Source organism: Ktedonobacter racemifer DSM 44963 (assembly GCF_000178855.1).
Classification (GTDB): Bacteria; Chloroflexota; Ktedonobacteria; order Ktedonobacterales; family Ktedonobacteraceae; genus Ktedonobacter; species Ktedonobacter racemifer.
On record NZ_ADVG01000005.1, the window covers coordinates 650792 to 675804 of the forward strand.

General features: G+C 48.3%; 6 protein-coding genes. All 6 read left to right on the forward strand.

Annotated elements, in window-relative coordinates:
• The first annotated feature begins 66 nt into the window (after nucleotides 1-66).
• The 6 genes from KRAC_RS56955 (at nucleotide 67) to drmD (ending at nucleotide 25008) form a co-directional block, all read left to right on the forward strand.
• Nucleotides 67-3984 (forward strand): serine/threonine protein kinase, encoded by a 3918-nt coding sequence (locus KRAC_RS56955; RefSeq protein ID WP_007922667.1) that lies wholly within the window; start codon nucleotides 67-69, stop codon nucleotides 3982-3984.
• Nucleotides 3985-4000: 16 nt separating this feature from the next.
• Complete coding sequence (mads7, locus tag KRAC_RS56960) at nucleotides 4001-5686, forward strand: methylation-associated defense system protein MAD7 (protein WP_007922668.1); 1686 nt, start codon at nucleotides 4001-4003, stop codon at nucleotides 5684-5686.
• A 5-nt stretch (nucleotides 5687-5691) separates the two neighbouring features.
• Entirely contained in the window at nucleotides 5692-10806 is a 5115-nt protein-coding gene (locus tag KRAC_RS56965; protein ID WP_007922670.1) for an ATP-binding protein, read from the forward strand.
• A 166-nt stretch (nucleotides 10807-10972) separates the two neighbouring features.
• Nucleotides 10973-11809, forward strand: a complete 837-nt coding sequence (locus KRAC_RS56970; protein ID WP_007922672.1) for a hypothetical protein — start codon at nucleotides 10973-10975, stop codon at nucleotides 11807-11809.
• A gap of 176 nt (nucleotides 11810-11985) precedes the next feature.
• Complete coding sequence (locus KRAC_RS56975) at nucleotides 11986-21366, forward strand: RecQ family ATP-dependent DNA helicase (RefSeq protein ID WP_007922674.1); 9381 nt, start codon at nucleotides 11986-11988, stop codon at nucleotides 21364-21366.
• 444 nt (nucleotides 21367-21810) lie between these two features.
• Complete coding sequence (gene drmD / locus KRAC_RS56980) at nucleotides 21811-25008, forward strand: DISARM system SNF2-like helicase DrmD (RefSeq protein ID WP_007922679.1); 3198 nt, start codon at nucleotides 21811-21813, stop codon at nucleotides 25006-25008.
• Nucleotides 25009-25013: the final 5 nt, after the last annotated feature.

Genomic DNA, 25013 nt, shown 5'->3' on the forward strand with positions numbered 1-25013 from the left:
TCTGAACATCACAACATTCATTAACCATGGAATTACAGCTTACCTATCATACAAGGAGCAACTCCCGTGGCTGAACTATTTAGCGCTGGGCCATCCTCCTTCGCTACCGATGGAGAACGCCAGGCTGCTGCACTGTTGCAGCAGCAGCTCCCAGCCAATTGGACAATCATATGTAACAAGATTTTCTCTACACGCAATGGCAATTCCAATGAGATGGACTTTATTATCATTGCGCAAAACTGGATTTTCCTCTTAGATGAAAAATCATGGAAAGGGAGAATTCGCGGTGATGATGAGCAGTGGATTAGAGCTAATGGGTCATCCGAACGCAGCCCTTTAGGAAAAATCGATTATATCGCGAAGGTTTTTGCTGGCGATCTTGGTTATAGACTTCCTGTGCTGAAGCGAGGTGGTCATTATGTACGCGGTGGTGTCCTACTCTCAAAACAGGAGACCTATCCGCAGATTCACGATCCGCGTGCCGCACAGGGCGTATTTCTCCTCGCGGATGTTGCTCAACGTTTAAAAAAATTGGATAGCCAGGGCGGGAATCCCGCAGTTGGACAGCACCGTGCAAAAATCAAGGAAGAACTCCTGCATTTCGCCAATCGACCTCAGGTCCCCCAAAGCATTCACTTCTTCAAAATCGATGATGCAATATCCTTGCGCCCTAATGTCCGCCTCTTCAATGCGACAATGGAGGACGAGCCAAGCGAAACGCGACATCTGCTTGTCTATGATCTGGGGAAAGACCCTCTAAAAACAGATGAACTGAGCGATTTTTACAAGCAAGAATATCGTGCAATCAAAAAGCTGCACACAACCGGATTAGTGCCCGATGTCCAGGACCCTTTCATCTGGTCAGAGGACTATTTAGTAGTGCCATTCACGCCTCCTTCGGGGAAGGCACTTAAAGCCCTGGCACTTCCTGAAACACGTGAGGAATTTGGCCAGGAGCTACAGCTAGCTGCTGCTTGCTTCAAAGGCCTGGACCAGATTCATAGTCAGGGAATTATCCATCGCGCATTGGGCCCCGAAACAATTTACGTGCAGAGTAAACATCCACCTAAAGTGATGTTTACTAATTTCTATGCCGCGCGTGTTGGCACCAACACCATCGCTCCCTCGCTTGATACGCTTTCTTTTGAAGATCCCTATGCTTCAGTAGATGTTGCGATAGGATACGAATACGCCTCGGTCCAGACCGATACCTTTAGCCTCGCCCTTATTCTCCTCGAACGTCTCTCAGGCATTTCGATTTCCAAGCTGCGCCCAGGGGCTGAAAGTAAGTTGCTTTTGCCTGACCAGCCACGCTGGTCCTCCTTCCTTTCGGCAGAATTGTCCAATGAGCTTATCGCCATCTTACGCAGGGTTGTCGAACCTGAAAACGGCGCGGCGCCACTCTCTGCGAAGGACGCAGGCAACCGTCTATCAAGCCTTGCCCAACGTTTACGTGATGAAGACAGGAAAGTGGAAGAGAGCTTACTTTGCAAGCGCTACAAGGTCCAACAAGTCCTTGGTCAGGGCATGATGGCACGCACCTATAAAGTGAGCGATACTGAATATGAAAATCTTGGCTCCTATGTACTCAAGCAGTTCCTGCGCCCTGAAGAGGTGATCAAACAGGCAGTGGCAGAATACAAGGCGCTGAAGGACATCGCCAGCAAATACTTGCCACGTATCGACTACATCTTTCCACCTGGAGAAGATGCTCATATCCTCATGCAATATATTCCAGGCCCGACGCTCCAACAGGTTGAGATTGAGTTCCCCTGGCCACTGGAGCGCTGGTGGTCCTTTGCGCAAGATCTCCTAAACGCAATTGAGGTGCTGGAGCAAAAAATGCTTCTGCACCGAGATATTAAACCGGCAAATATTATCCTCCACGAAGAAGATAATCACCCAGTACTCATTGACTTTGGCTTCGCGATGCAACTAGGAGCAGAGGAGAAGATTGCGGGAACGCCGCTCTACCTCCCACCCGAAACGATTTCCACCAGGCAAACACCCATTTCAGCGGATCGCTATGCCGCAGCAATCGTACTGTTCCAAGCCTTAATTGGCTCACTTCCCTTTACCATTGTGGATGGCGGCAAACGCAATATGCTTGATCTGGAGCAAATTGAAGACACGAAGGTGCGCAGAATCGCTGCAGTCTTACAACGAGCGCTTTCAATTGAGCCCGCAGAGCGACCGGCAAACGTTAACCAGATGCGCAACGAACTGCAAACCGCATTTTTGGCTATTGAGGAACCAATAGGTACACAGGAACTCAAAGACGAAATCAATACCTGGGTCGATAATATTCGTAGCCTTTATCGCAATAGCGATATCGGCAATACCAACAACCGAGGACTGGATAGCGATTTTGTCCGTGAAACCTATATTCAAACCGCTCTTGATCGCAATCTTCTCCCCGCGTTGTTTGCTCAACACCCACGTATACTTTTTCTCTCTGGCAATCCGGGCGATGGGAAAACCGCTTTCCTGGAGCAGGTCTATCTAGAATTGAAACGTCTAGAGGCCACGGTAGTCAAACATGATCCCAGTGGTTGGGAGATCGTGTACCAGGGGCATACCTTCCGCAGCTGCTACGATGCCTCCGAATCTCACGAACAATTGAGTGCCGATGAACAGCTCAGCGAAAAATTACAGGGGCTAGAGGGGCAACACCCGTCTCATCCCAACTTGACGGTCCTGGTAGCCATCAATGATGGTCGTCTGTTCGACTTCTTTCAGCGCCAACGAACACGCTTCCCCTGGCTAGCGCAAAAAATTGATGAGCTAGCAGATGTGGAAATCATTGAGGAACATGATGTCTGGCTCGTCGATATGAAAAAACGCGCCTTTGTGAGCATTGATGCGCATGAGGCTTCTATTTTCAAACAGATCCTGGACCGCTTCACAGAGCCCGAACACTGGGCAATCTGCGAGGGATGTGCGGCACAAACAGTCTGTCCGATCCGCAATAATAGTCAGGCTTTGCGGCAAAAACGCGTCAAGTCACGCCTGGAATTCTTATTCCTACTCATTCACCTGCGTCGCCAGCGCCATATTACGATGCGCGACCTCCGCTCGGCCATTGCATACCTCATTACAGGCAATCAAAGCTGCCAGGATATCCACGAGATGCGTAATGGAAGCGATGGTAGTACATCCCTTATGAATCTCTCCTACTGGCAGAACACATTCGCGCCCGCCGATACAAGTGATGATCTCCTTAATGATATCGCGAACCTGGATCCTGCACGTTTTGCGCGCCCACACCTTGATCGTTTTCTTCACTTCCATCAGCTTGAGAGTGATGCAACGCAACGTCGCCAGCTTTTCATCAACAAACAGGACCTTCCACCACAGCGCTTCAAAGACGCCGTTGATTGGATTGCAGCGTTCAAGCGTCGCCTCTACTTTGAAGTGGCCAAGTTAGAACCTGAAAGTGGCCTGCCTATTGTAAATCCTCGGCAGCTTCTCCCCTATCGCTACGCCACAAAGTTCTTGCAACTGCAGGATGATCGTCTTGATGCAGATGTAGCACTCGAGCGCCTGGCCCTCGGACTACTGCGCTCGGATGGGGTGTTTGAGGATGTACCTCCCGGAAAGATGAGCATCAAGGTCAGCGCCTCTGACGAGCAGCAACTGGTCGTGCTCAAGCAGCTCCCTCTTGAGGATTTTACTCTTAGCGTCCTCTATCCGCAAAACACCGAGTTGATCGAGACGTTACCTGAAATTGTCGTCCTAGAGCATTTCTCTGGCACGCCACGTATGGAGATCACTCTGGATACATTCGAGCTCCTTGCTCAGATGGCTGATGGGCTCCAACCAGATGCGCGCGAATATGCCCCCTTGCTCGCAGACCTTAAACCCTTTAAAGACGCGCTCCTGTTGCGCGAAACCCAGGAGCTTATCCTTATTGAAAGCCAGTTCCGCGTGCATCATGTGGCCCAACGCGATGGAAAAATAGTGCGCCAGCTTATTCAAGGCTAGCTAGAAGGAAGAGCTTGTGAAAATAAAACTCCCCAAAGATATGCGAGGCGTATCCTTTCCTCGTGTCCTTAATCTCGAACTAAATGATTTTGATATTGATCTCTTTCTTCCCGCGCTCTTTTTTACCATCCTCTCGCAGGGCAAGGGAAAAGCGAGACAGACAAACAATCCTCAGGACATACAAAAGTATATCGATAGTCTAATAAAACATCCAATGCTGAAAGGTTTTGATACCGCCGAGGGGCGAAGAGTTTTAGAGCGCTTCGCTCGCACCTCTCTTATGGTTACTGGACGCGTGGGACGGGCACAAAAAGGGGAACAAATTTTGTCTCTTGTCCCTTATACGATACTTACTCACAAAGCAGGGTTTCCAGAGCATAGCAGCCGCCAGAGAAGAGTAGATGTCTTTATTTATCAAGCGCTGCGAGATTATCTGCAATCTGATAACAATTTACGCGACTTTGTGAAGCAGGTCTTTGGACGGGGTGTGGAAATCGGTCAACTACCCGAACTGGGTGGGAAATATGATGGACAAACGCAGTTAGATATTCTTACACGCATCTCGGTCGCGTTTCTGGATGGCTTTGAGAATACGCGCCCACGCCTGGATCGCGAGAGAAAGATTCCCAATGTCTACCCTGCCTTGGTGAATGAGCTGGCAAAAGATCTTTTACGCTACCTGTTTGAATTCCATGATCGTATGCCTACGCAGGCTTTTACACAAACACTATTGGCACTTACCAGCTTTGAAGTATTCTCTTATACCTTGTGCGCTGTCCACGCGACGAATGCATTAGTACGTGAGCCCGATACTTTACCATCAGCCATGCAAGAAGAAATCCAGCGATTTTCACCGCATATCTACCTGGATTTTACGAACGGTACCTCGCCACGAAGCCTGGAGATGTCCAAAGCCTGCGTTCGGCGTGACATCGAGGCTTATCAGCAATTCTTGTGGTCAAATCTACTACTGCGCCAACTCGATATCTATGTCAACAAACTACAGAAAAACCCGCGCCGAAAAGCAGATATTGAGAAAGTTTTGCCTTCTGAAGCAATTGGCGCGCAATACCTCCAGGGATTGTTGCTCCTGCAAGATAATCCCATAATCAGCGTACATTTAGAAGCGGCCGCACAGCTAGACGAGGAACGTATCCATGAAGAGAATAGGGAGAAAGAAGAGGAAGGAAATACAGAGACAACTTCCTGGATAGACGAGATTGCCAGTACAGGGGAAACGGATATTGAGCGAATCGTCAATATATTAACTGAAAGTCAACGTGTAAATGCTTTTAAGAATTTTATTGCTTGGTTTCACGGCATAGGCGGCATCAAAAAGCCTTATGGGATTTTACGTGGCCTTACCACTCATCGCCAGACATGGCGTTATGCGCCTGAAAATGACCTGCTGGCCGCGTTAGTGCAGGTTGCGGCAGCTCGCCTCTCACAACCAGGACAGCTGAGAGATATCAAACTTCAAGAGTTCTTGGAATTTTTGACCTTTCGTTACGGCATTCTCATCGATAGGCCGCCCGCTCAATTTCAAGGCGCGGAGTATGCAGCGGCGGCACGGGATAACCTGCGCGCCATGCTCGACCGTCTCCGGCAGATGGGAATCTTCCGCGATCTCTCCGATGACTTTACAGTACAGCGCTTGCATCCACCTTATGCCAGCACAGCAGCAATGAAGGTTGAGGCATAATATCCATGGACATCATACGCATTCAACTCCTCGCAGAAGATATTCTGACTCGTTTTAAAGGCACACAACCTGGGCACTGCGCCCGCGTTGATTTCCTCGCCACTACCGAGGCAATGGCGATTTGTCAATACATCATCAGCCAGCAGGCGAAACAGAAAATCTCCGCCTATATCCTGACCAAGCAAGATGAGCTGGCACATAATTCGCCGATCTTCATCACAGTCGACAAAGCAATAGAGCTACGCAACCGCAAGCAGGAGAAACTGTGTTTATTCGTTCCCGCGGATCTCGTTGATGCCGCATATAGCTCACTTGCTAACTCCTTCGCCGTCATTGATGGACGCGAACTGCATACGCGTGTCCTCAGGCGAGTCATAAATCAGCTACCGGAGAAAGTAGAGCAATTTGTGCGAGCCACCTTTGCCCAATTGCGCGGCTCTTCGCGTGCCAACGATGATCAGAAGCTGGATTTCGCGATTGCCATTCGCAAGCGTGCCGAAGACATGGAGATGCATTTAGCGGGACTGGAACTATGGCGTGTTGGCCTCATCGCCGATACCAGCGTTGGCGCCCTCGCCAATGGAATAGCCAATCCAGACCTTGAACGCAAGCTGGAGCACAACCGTAGTTGCACCATCGCCCTGGCTCGTCCCACAAAGATTGATGCGACGGCACGCGAACGCATTCAGAATCTTAAGGTCAACGCGGAGACTGCGGCAAAGTTGACGGCCTTCTTCCGTGGAAAATCAATGAATGATATTCACTCCTGGTCGCGTCAACTGGCAGCCCAACCAGAGGTCCTGACGCTAGATACTTGGGTATTTCCTGAGACAGAAGCCAGCGACATTCGTGAAGTCCTCATCAAACCCTTTGTCAATTCGGCTGGCATGGTTGAAAAATATACCCACCTCATCCAACCTGACGGGGCTAAGGGAAGTCTCATAGCACGTTGCGCCCCTAAGGAGAAACTGGTTGTTAGATGGGAATGTGAACCAAAGCAACCACAAAACCTTGGTGGCTGGCGCGTAGCTATTGTTCCCTCCGATGGGGAGATCGAGTATGAAGGCAACATTGAGCTACCCGAACGTGATCTCCCAACCCAGCGCCGCAATACCACCATCAACATGAACATCGAGTTTGACGAGCCACCAGACTTTGCTGTGCGTGTGCGCGTTATGCCACTCAATGCAGATGGCACTGTGATTGTGGATCCAACAGGACAAGAGGTATATGGGGAGAGCAACGAGTTCTTCCTCTCTAACACTATTGAGGAGGTCAAACAAGCTTCTCATAGAGAGAGCAAGTTCGTCGTCTCTAATCTCATGTATGGGCACCTGGAGTACGCCATTGAGGCTAATGTATCAGCCATGACCGAGGCAGAGCCACAATGGAGCAGTAAAGATTTAGAATATTTTAGTGTCAAACTTAATGATCGCCGCATGCTTCAGGTTGGTGTTAGCGCGACATTGCTTCAATTGGAGCGCCAGAATCTCGCGGATTCGCGCAAAGGTGGTTCATACACCCTCATAGTCGATGATATACATACTGTAGATGTAGCGAACATTATACACCAGCCCCTCCTCACTAGCAGTGATGATGATTGGAACGCGTTTTGGAAGACACGTGAGCTCTTTTTTAGTCGTCTACGCAAAGCCTCCTATCGTGATGTGATTGAGGTAGCCGAATGGACACCAGAACTCACAGGAGCTGCGCTGCGCTATGCGCAGGCCTATCGTGAGTTAATTGAGGATCTGTTAGAAAACCAGGTTAGTGCGAATAAGTTACGAGAGGCACTCTCCATTGACTCTATCCTCATACAGATTACTGGACGCAATAACACGACAGAAGAAGCCATTGTGATACTGCCAACCCATCCCCTGCGTGTCGCCTGGCTGGTAAACTACACTCAACTCTTGCAGGCTTGGGAGACACAACTCTTGGCGATGCCGTTACGTAACCGTCAACACAACCTGGATCTTCAGGCTCTACGCTTGCTCACGCCTATCAATGTCCCGGCCTTTGCTTATCATATTGGTACACAAACTGCATTTACCTTTTTCCAAAATCTGCGCTTTTTCTATGGTGTGGCTCTGCCTGTGGGAGTTCCCGATCCACATCGTCGCTATGGCGACATTACGACGCTCTTTGGCATGTCGGTTGAGCAGGGGACCGCGGGAGATACGCACCCAGAGCAACTGGCGGCTCACCTGAAAAACTTCCTTGAACTACATCCGTATACCAATACACTGGTAACGACTTTAGTCAATCCAGACCGCGGCGACTTCTTTGCCGAGGCATTGAAACAACTGATGCCAGGACATAGACTCGACGAAGACAACGAAGAACAGGCAAAAATACCGACATTTCAGATTACAGCCTATACCGATAGCAAACATAAGAGCACATTGCAGGCTTTAGAGCAAGTGCGCCAGCTAGGGGCTCAACAGCGCTATAAACAGGATACAGATCACTTTTTGCCCGCCCTTGCCACCACCCTGCGCCCTATCGAGCGGCTCGCAAAAAGCTCGCTCCCTGAGGCTCATATTGCCGTCGTTACTGATCTCACCCAACCAGCAATCAAAGCTATTACCACAACCGATCAGGACACAAACAAAACGGCGAGCTTCTCGCTCTATGGCCTGGTCAGCCGTTTTATCTCCCAAATCACGGTAGAATCCGAACAAATTCTCTGGCAACACAAAATTGTGACCGAAGGAGTGCGCAAGCCCGAGGCACATCCCGCTAGTTCCCGATTTAGCGACCTCCTGATCGAGCTTCATTCCTTGCTCCTCAGTGCTGGTGGATATCTGTTAAGTGGATCCACTGGCACACAACCCATCCTGGAGGTTACCCTTACTCAAGAACAGCGGAAACTGCTGGAAAATCTGCACAGGAGTACAAACTGGGTCGTCACATTAGATCGTTTCTTTTCGCTTGATTATTACGACTCACCTCATGAGCCCAGCTTGAATACCCTGGCACAGAAATATGTGCTGGACTACTCCCCTGAGTTCACCGATGGCTTAGGGCATCGCATGATGGTTACCACAGCCTGGCACGAGGAGATCCAGTCACTGCTGAGCCAAGCCATGAACGACCTTGGGTTTGCACGCGTGGATCAGAGTGTCAGCCATCTCTTGCACCACCTTAAAACGATCTCGGGCAGGCTCGCCCTCCAGGCGCTTGAATCGTCGACCACAGCCGCAGCTGCCGTCGGACTCGGCGTTGTCACCGCCTGGCTGGAGAAAAAGGGCAGGCTCAAGCAGGCAGTGCTCATCCCAGTTGACACCTATCCTCGCCTCTTTACCCTTAATGGATCAGGCAAACCAACCGCGGGCGAGAGACGCTGTGATCTTGTCCTCATATCGCTTAAGCGCAACATAGTTGACGCGACGTTTATAGAGGTCAAATGGCGGCGTGGTCAGGTGCCATTTGAAGAGCTCTCCAAAGATATGGTCTTGCAGATGAAGAATTCAGCCCTGATTATGCGCAACCGTTTCTTTAACGAGACCCGCGTAGACGGAGCCCTGCAACGATCGTATCTTGCCAATGTCCTGCGTTTCTACTTCGAGCGTTCCCGGCGCTATAGGCTCTTTGACCAGGAGGCTGAGACCACATTCCTCGAACATGTTTCGCGCCTGGAAAAGACTGGCCTCGAGTTTCGCTCAAACTATGAAGGATATATCGTAAGCCTGGAAGGGGAGGAACGCCGCCCATTCCCCATTGATGATGCCAAAATTACTGTCCTAACCGCCAAAGATTTTGAGCAAGGAACCGAATTTGCCTCGCGCATTTATACGCCTCTCGACAACGTTGATACGCTCTCTGATGAGCCTCTAGTAGAAGAGAGAGCAAACAATGAAGAGGATGAGGAAAACATAGTGGAGGCCACTGACGCACACGATGAGCAGCTAGCCGTCTTAACACCTGCTCTTAGAGCTGGCAGCGAGTATAGCTACGATATCGCACCAGCATCTCAAGCACAAGTGAGTACCCAAACGCCTGCACTAGAGAGGACATCTTCACAGCCAATACAATCATCTGAAGAGCAAGCTGCTCCTGATGACACTGTGATCATTCCACTTGGTAGCGCCGCTGGAACAGCGGTGGATTGGTTCCCAGCAATTAATGGCAGTCCCCATATCTTCATTCTCGGCATTCCTGGCCAAGGAAAATCCTGGACGGTCACGCGCATACTAACCGAGCTGGGCAGACAACAGGTTCCCTCCCTGGTGCTCGATTTTCACGGGCAATTCGCGGATCCACACGAGCCCTTTGTCCAGGCGGTTCATCCTACCATGTTAGACGCCGCCAAAGGGCTGCCCTTCTCGCCATTTGAATGCACCCAGGAGGCTGGTAGTGGCGGCTGGCTTGCCAATAGCTACGCGATTGCCGAAATCTTCGGGCATGTAGCAGGCCTGGGCGATATGCAGCGCGATGTCGTTTTCTCCGCCATACGCGATGCCTATAAAGCGCATGGATTTAGCGATGATGCCGATCTGCCTACCTCAGAACTCACCTATCCTACCCTCGCAGAGGTCTTGCAGCGCATCGAAAACCTTGCCCAGGTACGCCACGTTTCAAATGTAGCTGCGCGCTGCCGTCCTCTGCTGGAAATGAACCTTTTCCGCCCAGTCGAGCACACCCCCGACCTCCTATCGCTTGTACGTTCGGGACTAGTGATTGATCTGCATAATCTCTACATTGATGCAGCCCAACAAGCGGCTGGAGCGTTTGTATTGCGCAAGATCTACAAGGACATGTTCAGCTGGGGATATGCCAAGAGGATTCGCCTGGCAATCGTCTTAGACGAGGCACACCGCCTGGCGAAAGATGTGACATTGCCAAAAATCATGCGCGAAGGGCGAAAATTCGGCATCGCTGTGATTGTGGCTAGCCAAGGCATGGCTGATTTCCACCCAGATGTCCTCGCGACGGCCGGGACCAAGGTCATTTTCCGTATGAACTACCCGGACTCAAAGAAGGTCTCTGGCTTTATTCGCGGTCTGCCTGGACAGGACCTGGCCGCCCGAATTGAACAGTTAACAGTAGGCTCGGCCTATGTCCAAACGCCTGATATGCCCTTTGGATCTGTCGTAAAGATGTATCCATTGAAATAAGTTTCCCTTGAAGGGAGAGGAAAGTTGATCAACTTCTCCCTCCCCCATTCACCTCGTTTCCCACAATGGCAAGAAACACACAAAAAGGCACTTTTCGCCTTTTACCAAATTTTTGTATTTTGTTGCAAAGTACCTAATTGTACTTAATACACCTAAGGTGGGCGAAATGAGTTTAACGAGTTTTATTGCAGAACCAGATGTCAAGGCAAAGCTGCGTGAAACCTTCCCATATATCCGCTTTCAGCTGGAACAGAAACCAGTGATGAACGCATTGACCAATCATTATGCATTGATTGGGACAGCCTTCGACTACCTTATGCGTTGGTATCTTCAGAAACGCTATACTCACGCAAAAGACAAGCCATGGGTTGCAGAAATCGCAGCCATTAAGCAATACGACCAAATCGCAGCGTTATACAATACCCAAACGGCAAAGAAAGCTGTCAAATTCGTCCTAGAAGCCAAACAACACCATAAACAATTTCTCGCAGATGGTGTACTCACTGACAATGTCATCATTTCTGCGATCTTACTTGCCCAAATCGATTCCTTCTTTCGTGCAGAGAAACTTTACGAACCATTTGGCAGCATTGATCCCCATGATATACAGGATCTTCGGCAACTGGTCAGTATTATCCCTACAGCAGATTTCCCCTCACACTCACTCTGCCTGCTTGATCCAACTTTCGGTTCCTCCTTGCTTGTGCATGGGGCAGACGTTGATTTGGTCGTAGATCATGCCATCATCGACATCAAAACAGTGAAAACGCTTCAAATGAAAAGGGAATATATCGACCAGCTCCTTGGCTATTATACGCTCTACCGACTAGGCGGTATCAATGGGGCACCTGCAGACCATACTATCACGCATCTAGGCATTTATTTTTCACGGCATGGCTATCTCTATACATTTCCAGTCTCATTGTTCATCGACGAAATAAAATACACACCTTTTCTTGCCTGGTTTGAGCATCGTGCCAAACAATTGTTTGGCCCTTATTAATAGTTCCACCGAACCCGAACATGATCAAAGGTGCGAGAACAAACACAAGACAAAAATAGAAGTTCTGTATGAGCTTGTTTTATCTAAACATTAGCACAAGAACGGCTATTTATTAACTCAACATTCTATAGCATATTACACGACAATTAAAGTTAAAAATTTGGGGGAAATTACATATGTTTGAAGATGATAATACTGACATTAGCGAAATTGATGAAAGTGATGCCATTCTAAAAGAAGCTCAACTATATTATAAAAGGCGTGAATATAACCAGGCCCTGCACGCTTTTGAACAGATTCTTTCGCGCAACGCCACCACAGTTGAAGCACTCATAGGCAAAGGAAATTGCTTACGCAAACAAGGATATCATAGGGAAGCTATAGACACATTTGATGAGGCCATTAGTATTAATCCCCAAAGTATTGACGCTCATAATGATTTATGCAACCTACTCTTAGAAATTTATTTAAAGACGAATGATAATTGGTATCTACCAATAGCACAAAAAATTAACAACAAGGCACTGAGTATTGATCCAGAGAGTGCATCAGCTCACAATGCAAAATGTAGAATATTGAACGAGCAAGGCCGGTATCAAGAAGCCAGAGTAGAAATTGATGTTGCAATAGAAAAAGCCAAACCTGCTGATAACATTGCGGGGTACTATTACAATAAGTTTATTATTTTAAAAAGTTTAGACGATATACATTCTGCACATATTATGATACATGTTGCATCTTTTATAAATCCAACAAGATATGAGAGTAAATACCTTACTTATAAACGCGCTCTTGAAAAAAGAAGCTATGATCGTCAAATCAGGATAAAAAATTACGAGCAAGCCAGCCAGATTCTAGGCAGATTAGGATATATCGGAGCAGCTAAAAAATGCACAGAACAGGCTCTATACTACAAAGAGGTAAAAACCACAAAAGACAATAGCTCAAATCTTCGGGGTTATAGCGAGCAAAAAATAAAGCACAACGATATAACTCAACAGAGCATACAGCCTGTAGTACACAATAATATAAATGTAACAGTAGAGCCTCCTCTAAATAAAAGGGAAAAGGATTTAGGGAATATCCCAAGCTCTGGTCGAAAGGAGACTTCTTCTGCATCATCCCCAGACTTACGAAGTTCTCCAAGAGAGACTGCAGTTAAAAGTTATTCTACATTGATCAAAGAAGGACAGAGATATAGTGAATTAAAGCAGTATGATCAAGCATTCAAAGCCTTCGACTCAGCCATAGAGAAGAACAAAAATTTACCGGAGGCATATGTAGGCGAAGGACATATCTATTTCGAGCAAAAAGACTACAACCAAGCTCTGAGAGCGTATAACAAGGCAGTACATTTAAAAACAACAGACTATCTATGCTACTGCTCCATAGGCGCAATTATGGAGATTTATAAAAACTTTGAAGAGGCATATCGTTACTACGATCAAGCACTAGATTACAGCCCACAAAATGCGCAGGCAATACGAGGCAAAGCCAATGCTCTTTTTGAAATACAATACTACAGAGAAGCGCTTTCCTGTTACCATGAATTAGAAGAGCAGAGTCTAAAAAGCAACTTTTTTATAAGCTTTCGGATTGGTGATATTTACACTATCACGAAACAGCCTCTAGAAGCACAACAATGGTATACACACTCTTTCTCTCTCATTCCCAACCTGGACAAAGAAGAAGGTGCATTAGCCTGGTCACGACTACAATCCCCCAACGAATGCACAAGGCCCCTCGATACACAGATCATGCTCATATCGAGCTGTGCAAAATATGCTCCTGATGACTCTTCTATAGAGAAAATACTAGAAGATTTTGCCAATACATACCGCACTAATCTGGAAGAAAAGCTCTTCCAGATAGAATCAGATCAACACATCATCGATCTTATCGAGCAACTGCTCATCCAATTTCCCGAGCCACAACGGGCCAAAGTCATAGAAATTCTCGCAAACCATCAGCAACAACATATCGCCCTCTTACTTATCAAGTTGCAAGCTACTAATGTAACAGGTCTCACCCTACTAGCCACGACGATCGCACAAACCTGGGAACACAACACATCTCACGCCAACCTTGCACAATTCTTTTCTGAAACATTCAGCCATTATGGTGTATCACAAACCACTGCTGATTCCTTTCTTGCACACCATGCCATAACAACAAATAATTTCGAAAAAGCAGAACTTATATTGCAAAAACTCAACATGCGAAGCACGGCGACCAGCAATGAAGTTTGGCTACTCATAGAGCTACGGTTTATTCTTGAAAGGCCTCCAGAACAACGCCGTACAGTTCTCGAACAATTTATAGCCTCAGCAGATCCAAATGACCCGCGAAAAAGAAAAGCTTTTGAACTACTTATCGATATTATCGCTGACGCAGGAGATGGAAGAGCAATAATAGAATGCCTCATTAAAGGCGAGCAAATGGGCATAAGTGATGCTCGACTACACGAATACCGCAAGGGCAACTGGGATGTTATCCCCGCTTTGCGCAATCAGTCAGATTATATGTTCCCTACTGTGGTGGTCATTGATACCGAAAATGACTATCAACCAGAGGCAGCTCCAGGATCACGCCTTGTCGAAGTGGCAGCAGTACGTTTCAAAGGTAACACCGAGCTGTCCACATACAATGCCGTTGTTCGCCGTGACTTTCACTCTCAAAAAGTTGCGAATCGACAAGCGGAAGCCAAAAACATTGATATCGTTGCATACGAACTGAATACATTTATCAATGAAACATATACTCAAGACCACCCCGTTATTCTTGCTGGGCATAATTTTGCTGCCTTTGATGCGACACATTTGCGTGCGGTAGGAGTATCTATAGAGGATAATCAGATTATTGATACTCTAGAGTTTTCACGCCTCCTCTACCCCGACATACTCACACATAACCTTGGGGAAATGTGCGCGCTTCATCAGGTCGATTTTATAGGCACAGCACATAATGCACTTCCTGATGCCCAAAACAATGCTCGCTTACTCTACGCATTAGGGGAAGAATTAGTACACAATCGGCCCAATCTTCTCCCTGGGTTCCGGGCATTCATTCAAACTGGCAGTTCCTTTGATCGTGCTATCCTTCGACCACGCAACGTAGTGGTAGACCCTACTACGCCGTGGGAACTCACTCCGGCACCATTGCCACATGTCATGCTCTCTTACAAGAGAAACAATGCAATAACCAGCTATGCCTTAGATAAAGCGTTACAGCAACAGCAAGATTGCCTAGTGAACTATGCCTACCTCAATACAACTTATATGCATGCTCTTCCACAAACAGGAAAGCTCGTCATTGCGGTCGGGAACTCATCGCATCTGGAACATTTATTGGCAAACCGACAAATTGACCAGGAATGCTATGTTTTACCGGACACTCGCTCTCTACTGTGCGCCACACATTTGCGGCAAAAGATAAATGAGGAACTACAATCAGATATCAAATTGCAGCTATACTGCCTGTATCAGGCGTCACATAACCACGATGCACGCACGCTCTATCCCTTCCGGTTGCCAAAGAGCCATGAAGATGATCAAACAAAAGAAAGCCAAAAACTGCAGCATATAAAAGACATTCTCAGTTCTGCTTATTGTTCGCATGGGAAAGGACAAAGCCCAGAATGCGAAACTTTACAGCAGATGAAGCACGCAATTAAGCATCAACGCATTATCCTTGCAACCCACGAAATCTTCTTACATCACACATTATCACCACGAGATATGATCATCGTCGACGACCTCGATGAGCTACAAATGCGCATCGTGGGACATGTAGCACACAAAATTCGTAGTGAGGAGCTACAACGAGAAGACCCTGCTATCTTTTCTATACTTCATGAGGCAATCACAGCGTGTTGCGCATTTGATCGTGATCAAAACTACTTTCATATACGCATTCCCCTGCGCCACATCGCCAACAAATTTACTAAAACAGACACAAATAGCAATCTACTAGAAAAACTACAAGATCAAGGACGAACTGGTCAGCACTATGCCCGGCTTCTGGATAGCTGGTTCAAGAAAGCATGCACCGACCAGGATCCCTCGAACAAAAACGTTCAGGCACAATGGCTAGATATTCGATATGGCGATGTTAAAGATACCATGGCAACACCTTGCATTGAAGATTGGAGCATCTGCGAGGCCGATATAGATATTCCCATGCTCTTCGATGAGAAGTTTAAGCAGCCCTATAAGCGGCACATTTTCTGCGGGAAAGCATTATCTCTGGGACCAGTACGGACAGAACAACCGACCCATACGGCAGGCACAACCTTTCTTGAACATTTCTTTGGAATACCAGAGAACCTGCCTTACTCAGAAGAGAAACGTTCGGATTTGTCTGTCTATATCCCAACCGCAGAAGAAATACCAGCAGCAAGCTTCTTAGCTCATTATAGGTGGGCAACACAGGTGGGCGATTTTTTGTACCGTAGTATCACAGGAACACAGCGCTCACTGATAGTTTCGCTTCACGAAAACGCCCTGGCACAGGCATTGGTCGATGCATTTCTGGCAGTAAAGAAAAACCACATGTTTACTGAATACATCCCACGACGCATCTTCTCGCCGTTATGCGGCTACGCCTTAAGAAGGATACGTGAGATGTTGAGTGATGCCTCGCATACGTCTCTTACTATCGTCTCGCCGGGACAAAGAAAGTACCTATACGATGTTCCAGCAGACATAGAGGCCAGTGGCCCTTTGCGCTTTCTCAATCAGCGAGATCCCGTGGTCATGGCCCTTATGAATAGCTTCAATGCTCGCTATCCTGGGGGTAAATCATTTACAAACTATCTGCTTCCTCAAGCACTGCTTGAACTTAAATCACGCATCTCCACTCCAGCCAAAATCCACATTATTCTGGACAGCAGCCTACGCGACTCTCTGTATTTTGAAGAAGTAAACAAAATGTTGGTATGTACTACTGAAGCACCTAAGAGACCATTTTTACAGAGAGGTGTGGATTATTTCCAAAAAGCTTACACAAAAGCTCTTGAGCAACGAGGATATAATCAGCGTACCAAGGTTAGTAACGAAGAACTGCAAAACGTACTGGAAAATGTGTGGCACACGAGCAACTTTCGCAAGCAGCCTCTCGATCAAGAAACAATCGTCAAAGACCTACTCGATGGTAACGACCAAATGGTTATCGCAGCCACTGGTGGCGGTAAATCACTCTGTTTCCAGCTTCCTGCAATCCTCCTGGCTCAAGATTATGTCCCCAAAGTCACGCTTGTTGTTTCACCTCTCATAGCACTCATGCGCGACCAAGTACAAGCATTACGACACAAAGGCATCTTCTCCGCTGTTTCGCTAGACTCAATGCAAAGCCCACTGGAACAACGTAACAATCTCGTTGGCATTCGCATGGGCGACTATTCCATCATCTATGCAGCCCCTGAAAAAATTCGCTCATCGTCGTTTGCCAAAGTGCTACAAGGACGCACAGTCGGTCTGATAGCCTTTGATGAAGCCCACTGCATTAGCGAATGGGGGCACAACTTCCGTACAGACTATTTAAAGATACCCCAATGGATTAACAAACACATAGGAAATCGTCAGAGCCAAGGAATTCCTATGATTGCACTAACAGCAACCGCACGCAAAGGAACGGTTATTCCTGTTGAGCAAGAAGATATCAATAAACAAGAGGCATATCAGGCAGTAAACAAAGGGACCATAGAAGATATTCATGAAAAACTAGAGCTCCAGTGCCCAACCGATAACATCGTTACCTCTGTGGAACGCAAAGAGCTTGAATTCCATGTCGTTTCCATTGCTCACTGTCCTTATTGTGATCAATATTATGATCTTAAACAAGGCATTGGTGATTGCCGATCATGCCAACAAACAATAGACTTAGCAAACCGTAAAAAACTAGTTAGAGCGATCAAATCGGTCAAATTGAAACGGCTTCGTGCACTTCTTACAGGTAAGGATCAGCCTGACTTATTTCAACGCTGGAATAAGAATCAGTATCATGAGCGTCAAAGGGGTATTATCTACTGCCGAAAAAAAGATGATATTCAAGAGGTTTGCCAGTATTTAACGAAGCTCAACATAGGGCTACGTATTGAAGGATATCATGCTGACCTAGACAAACATCAGCGCCAAACAATTTATGAGCGGTTCATACGCGATGACGCAGATGGGCTCGATATCATCGTTGCCACCAAAGCCTTTGGTATGGGAATTGACGTACGCAGGCTCGGCTTTGTTATTCACTTTGATATACCTCCGACACCTGAAGCCTACTACCAGGAAGCCGGGAGAGCAGGGCGCGACGCCTTCTTCCAACGGGAGAAAGCACAATGTATTTTGCTTTATCATAAGCAGGATATTGAAACGCAACGCTATCTCTTAAAACAAAAACCTATCAACATTGATAGCCTTGAAGCCCTGTATAACGCCCTACACAAGAGAAGGCACACGCAACAAAAAGAAATACTTATCACAGCCAAAGAGATAGAGCGGCTATCTGGCATAGAAGAGAAGGACATAGATACCTGTCTTTATTATTTGCAACAACATAGCCAGGCAGGAATTGCGTTGGAGCAGAGCACCCTCAATGATTGGCAGCTCAAATTCTCGCCTGATTATAAGCAACAAATCGCGGTAACGCTTCTGGATGACGCTACACAACAGCTACAGCAATATTTTCAGCAGGAAGAGAATTTTCAGCTCAACGAAGAAAGCACGGTAGTTATCAAGACACAAGATTTAGCGGAAAAACTAGGTTGCTCAATTGAGCAGGTGAGAGAGCGAAAGAACCGCCTTATCCAGACGGGGATTATTCAACAAAACCGCGACGCGAATATATCCTGGAAGCAGAACAAAACAGAGGCAAGGAAAACCATTGATCTGCTTTTTGCAGCTTTAGAGCGTTTCTATCAAGAATTGTCTGAATACCAGACACCCGTAGCACGACCGAAACTCAAAATTTCTGAAGCGTGGCTCAAAGAACTAGCACACCAGGAACAAGAAGAGGATCCTACTTTTAATAACAAGTTGGTCACCTTCCTGACACTGTGTGCCGGGAGAAAAGCGGAAGAATGGCAAGTACTAGAACACTTTACGAAGTTAGTAAAAACAGATCCCAAAGAGCCTTTCATCTATCAAGAAAAAGAGCCTCACCAAACAAGACCACTAAGCCAAAAGATACTGGGTGTCCTTAAAAGCATTATCGAACAACATACATCCGAAGATACGCAGAGCGAGTCCAACACATGGCAGTATCATGATTTGCTGCAAGGCTCCAGAGATGGGCAACAGCGATTTGAGCGTGCCTTATTTTGGTTAAAAGAACTGGGCTTTATTGATATAAAACCTCCTGAGGAGCTGAGCAATGAAGGCCTCGCGAAGCATATTGTTTTTAAAGAAGAGCAGAAGCCCTTGGCACAACTTGCCATCGATCTCACAACCTTGCGGCAGCGCCAAAGGCAACAACTCAATATGCTTGATATTATGCAAGAATATGCCACCAGTCCAGCAGTCCAACGCTTAGAGTTACTCAATGACTATTTCCTTGGCAAGAAACCTCTCCTATATCCCTATGAGATTGCCCCTTGGCTCACGCAGGAGCAAAAGGATCTAGTAAGACTAAGCACAGGACGTCATCTCATCACAGGACCTGCTGGCAGCGGCAAAACAACTATACTACAAGAACACTTCAGATATCTCATAGAGGCACAACTGGTTCCACATGAAAATATTCTCGTCGCTACATATTATCGTAGCGCCAAGGAACGTATTTACGCTAACCTTGCAAACTCACACCCTTCAAAAGGGCAATACAAGATCTTAACACTAAATGCGTTTAGCGAGAATATTATAAAGCATTACCGGTACTTGCTAAGAAGAGTGGATGGAGAAACATGGTTTCGGCCAGACATTAAAAGACAACGTATAGATGAAAATTGGAGCACACAAAATCGCCCAAGCGCACTTCTTTTAGAAAAAGCACTTAGCCACCTCCAAAAGGAGAAGATTTTAGCCGACTACTGTCCTTATGATGCCCCCAAATATGCTTTTGATGGTAGGAAATTCGCTATAGCTTTCTATGGGGAAGCATTCAATAGATTCAGGAAAGAAGGCATATTTCCTTCACAGCAAACATCAATGCAAGCTCTTCGCAGATGTTTCGACCGAAACATGAAACCAACTGATGCTCTGCATGTTTACTGCGCATATGTACTCTACCTCATCACATTATTGGATGAAGGAAAATACACCTACAGTGATCAAACACTGTGCGCGTTACAAATCTTGCGCAGTAATCCAGAGGTAGCGCATCATTATCAGAGCCGCTTTGAGCACATTATTATTGATGAGGCCCAGGACTTTACTCAAGCAGAAAGAACACTCATCAGCATTTTAAGCAAGCACCACCAAAACATTTTCATGGTTGGTGATGACTACCAAAATATTAGACCCAATAACATGGGTAGATACACTCCACTCGAGAGATGGAGCTTAATACAAGACTTAACTCTTCATTCACTTATGATTAACTATCGCTCAGCACAAGAAATTCTCGATCTGGCAAATCTACTACTCGACGATCTACTAAATCCATTCCTATTCACAGAGACCAAACAAATAGCGCATAGAGGTTATCGGGGTGAAAGAGTCCAGGCACTTTACTTTTCTACAGGGAAAATACCCGCAATGATAGATCAAGTGCTAACGATCATTGACAATGAACTACAACTACGAGATAAAAAGAGTATAGCCATAATGCTGGCCAAAAGCGAAAGAGTGATGCTAGATGAAATTACAAAGCGGCTCACAGATCTTCATCGACCATTTATACTGATGAACATTCAGCATAAATATCAAACGCCACTGGCCCTCCAGGTCCGTACCTACTTCCAACTCATTGTAGAGCCACGAGAAAACGAAGCTATGAAAAAGCTTTTTCTTTACTGCTGCTCAGACGATACTGCATGGATGACAATTCACCAACTTACAGAAAAAGCGGCCTACGAAGAAAGGGCATTATTAGACATTCTCTTAGATAGGAAAACGATAAATCGTTATGGAGTGAACTTTGAGCAATATAACATATTAACCAAACATATGGAGCTCATTAAGCGCTACAGCAAGCTTCATGAGGACCCATATTACTGTTTTGGCGACCTCTTGAAGGATATATATGAGTTACCAGAGAGCCCATTCTCAGAGAAGAATACGCCATTAGATGAACTGCAAGAACTTAGAGATGCGTTTGAGCCACTCCAAGGGCTTACTATACAACAAGCCATAGATGAAATTAATCGCCATGTCTCCTTTATCGACGAGAATCAGCTCAATGACCATGTCATTGTAACAACTATCGATAACGCAAAGAGCCAAGCCTTTGATACAGTTTTTCTCGTGGGCGCACACAAACTTGGGGAAAAACATCGTTGGTATGTTAGCGTCACAAGAGCAAAAGAACGCTTTTTCATTCTCATAGACGAGAAAGAAGCCAATCATCACCAAATATTTAACCAAATTCGGCAGAATTATCAGTTAGATGAACGTCACTTCCTCTAGGAAAGGTGCGTCTTCCCACTCGTCCACAACACAATGATAGGAAGAGATATTATACATGTGAAAGCAGCACATGTATAATATCTCTTCCTATTGACCAATCCAGAAATTGATGAGTATACATATAGATTTTCTATGCTTGACGTTGTATAATAGCTCTTGCTCAATACTTGAGAAATGTGCCAGTTTCTCTCGTCTTCTTTATAGTATGATAAATCTTGTATTTCTTCTTTCTTTCTGTGTTTGTTATAATAGACAGATTCTCATAAAATATTTGCTGTGGCGTGTTGGTGCGCCTCCTAAAACACGCTGATGTGCTTTGCATGTCTCTCTGCGCCCTCCTACATGGGAACCTCCTCCTGTGTGAGTGCGCCGTGTGGCGACACATCACTCTCGCACCCGTACGCGCTCTTTGCCTGGAATGTGGCTAGAAAGAGATGAACGCTCGTGGGTTCTACGTTTGCTCTTCCTGAACCCGGTCAACTGGTGGCGGTCCGCCATCGCCGTTACGTGGTCGTTGATGTTGCTCAAAATACCCTCCCTCTCGATATTCTTGCTAAAAACTCGCTAACATCCAGGCAGCACCTGGTGACGCTCTCCTCGGTTGAGGATGACGCGTTGGGCGAGGAACTCCAGGTGATCTGGGAGGTTGAGCCTGGTGCCCAACCCTTCGATGGGGCGGCCTTGCCTGAACCGACCGGCTTCGATGCCCCTGAGCGCCTCGATACCTTTCTGAACGCGGTCCGCTGGGGTGCGGCCTCGAGCGCGGATGTGCAGGCGATCCAGGCCCCGTTCCGTAGCGGCATCCAGCTTGAGGACTATCAACTTGATCCCGTGGCACGCGCGATTGAGATGCCACGCGTCAATCTCTTAATCGCGGATGATGTCGGTCTGGGTAAAACAATTGAGGCGGGCCTGGTCATCCAGGAGTTGATCATTCGCCACCGCGCTCGCCGCGTGCTGATCGTCTGTCCCGCATCTCTCCAGGTGCAGTGGCGCGACCAGATGCGCGATAAGTTTGGCCTGGAGTTTCGCATTGTCGATAGCAAGTTGGTGAGCGAGCTGCGCCGCGAGCGTGGTCCCAACGTTAATCCCTGGAGCCACTTCCCACGCTTGATTACGTCGATTGACTATTTGAAGCGCGAGCGCCCGCTACGCCTCTTTAGCGAGACCCTACCCCGCGAGGGCGAGTCGCTCTACCCACGCAAGTATGACCTGCTGATCGTGGATGAGGCCCATAACGTCGCGCCCTCTGGTCGCGGCAAATATGCTACCGATTCTCAGAAGACGCAGGCCCTGCGCCGTATCGCTCCCCACTTTGAGCATAAGCTCTTCCTCTCTGCGACGCCGCACAATGGCTACCGCGAGAGCTTCTCTGCTCTGCTTGAGCTGCTGGATAACCAGCGCTTCGCGCGTGGCGTCAATCCCAACCAGAAGCAGCTTGAGACCATTATGGTGCGCCGACTGAAGTCGGAGATGAAGGACTGGGACGGCAGCGCCCGCTTCCCTGAGAGGAAGATCGCCGATATCCGCGTCTCCTATACGCAGCAGGAGCGTGAGATCCATCGCGCCCTGCGCGAGTATAGCCGCCATCGCGAGAAGCAGGCCCGCGAGAAGGGCGATAACACCTCGCTCTACGCGGTGGACTTTGTGACGACGCTGCTCAAGAAGCGCCTCTTCTCCTCGCCTGCGGCCTTCCTCTCGACGCTGGAGAAGCACATTGAGTCGCTAACGACGCCAAAGCGCCACGCGACGGTGACGCGCCGCCCCAGCGTGGGCATCCTGCGCAGCAAACTGGAGCAGATCGAGCAGGAGCATGACGATGAGGAGGAGCTCTACGACGCGACGGCTGAGGCGCTGGAGGCGACCGCTCCGCTCTTCGAGGCTCCCAATGCGCAAGACCTGGCTCAGCTTGAGCAGATGCGCGCCTGGGCAGAGCAGGCCAGCCAGCGCAGCGATAGCAAGGCCCAGGAACTGGTCAAATGGCTACAAGAACATATTAAGCCGGGTGGGAAGTGGTCGCGCGAGCGCGTGATTATCTTTACCGAGTATCGCGATACACAGAAATGGCTCTTTGAACTGCTGACGCGCGAGGGCTTTACCGAGAAGGGGCCTGATGGTGAGTCACGCACCCTCCTGCTCTATGGCGGGATGGATACGAAGGATCGTGAAGAGGTGAAGGCCGCCTTCCAGGCCGATCCAGATGATGCCTCGGTGCGCATCCTGCTGGCAACCGATGCCGCCTCTGAAGGTATCGATCTCCAGAACCACTGCTCGCGCCTGATTCACTACGAGATTCCCTGGAATCCCAATCGCCTGGAGCAGCGCAATGGTCGCGTGGATCGCCATGGTCAGCGTGCCCCCCAGGTCGATATCTATCACTTTGTGAGCAGCACCTACCAGCAGGCCCAGTCCTGGCTGGAGCCTGACCAGTTGGATGCCGATCTCTCCTTCCTCTGGACCGCCGTGAAGAAGATCAACCAGATCCGCGAGGACCTGGGCAGCGTCGGTCCCGTGATCGCCAGCCAGGTCGAGGAAGCCATGCTGGGCCGCCGCAAAGAGCTGGATACTCGGCAGGCCGAGGTCAATACCCCCTCCAAGCGCCTGCAATCCTTCCGGCAGCGCAAACGCGAAGAGATGCAGCAGCGCATCCATGAACTGCACCAGCAGCTTCTGGATGGCAAGCGCGAGCTACATATGGAGCCACGCAACATCCAATCGGTGGTGGAGATCGCCCTACAACTGGCGAAACAGCCACCGCTGCAAAAGCGCCAGCTGGTCGATCCACATGGCAAGAGGCCAACCATCGAGGTCTATGATGTGCCTGAGCTGAGTGGAAGCTGGGCGCGCTGTACCGAGGGGCTGGAGCATCCCCATACCCATCAGAAGCGCCCCATTGTCTTCGATCACGCCCTGGCCTATGGGCGCGACGATGTCGTGCTGGCCCACCTCAACCATCGCCTCGTCACCATGGCCCTGCGTCTCCTGCGCGCTGAGATCTGGTCCGGAGGCACACAGGGCAGCCTGCATCGCGTGACGGCTCGTACCCTGGCTCCCAATATCAGCAATACACCTATCGTGGTGGCCTATGCCCGCCTGCTTATCCTGGGCAGTGATAGCCAGCGCCTGCACGAAGAGCTGATCATCACCGGTGGGCGCATTCACGAGGGCAACTTTGAGGCGTTGGGCGAAGAGGAGCTTAGCCGCGTCCTGGCCTCTGTCCAGTCCAACCCGGCTCCAGAGAACCAGCAGCGCAAAATTCAGAATAGCTGGCTCAACCTACGCGCCCCTGTCACGCAGGCGTTGGAACAGCAGATGCGTGTACGCACCCGCGAGCTGCGCAAGAAGCTGGCCCAGCGCGCCAACAAAGAGCAGCGCGATATCACAGCCATCCTCAAAGAGCTTCAGAAGAGTATTCTGGACGAGCTACGCCAGCCCGAGGAGGGGCCGCAGCAGCTCACGCTCTTCTCCAGCGAGGAGCGCCAGCAGTACGATCACGACCTGCGCACCCTCGAGGCACGCGCCCAGCAGATCGATGAGGAGATAGAAGAAGAGGTCAAGCGCATCCAGCAGCGCTACGCGGACCCACAGCCCCGCCTCTTCCCCGTCGCTCTCATGTTCCTCTTCCCGCCCACGGGATGGTAGAAAGG

Excerpts from the sequence above, each read along its gene's own strand:
- KRAC_RS56965 (WP_007922670.1), top strand. The coding sequence starts at position 5,692 with ATGGACATCATACGCATTCAACTCCTCGCAGAAGATATTCTGACTCGT.
- KRAC_RS56970 (WP_007922672.1), top strand. The coding sequence starts at position 10,973 with ATGAGTTTAACGAGTTTTATTGCAGAACCAGATGTCAAGGCAAAGCTG.
- KRAC_RS56975 (WP_007922674.1), top strand. The coding sequence starts at position 11,986 with ATGTTTGAAGATGATAATACTGACATTAGCGAAATTGATGAAAGTGAT.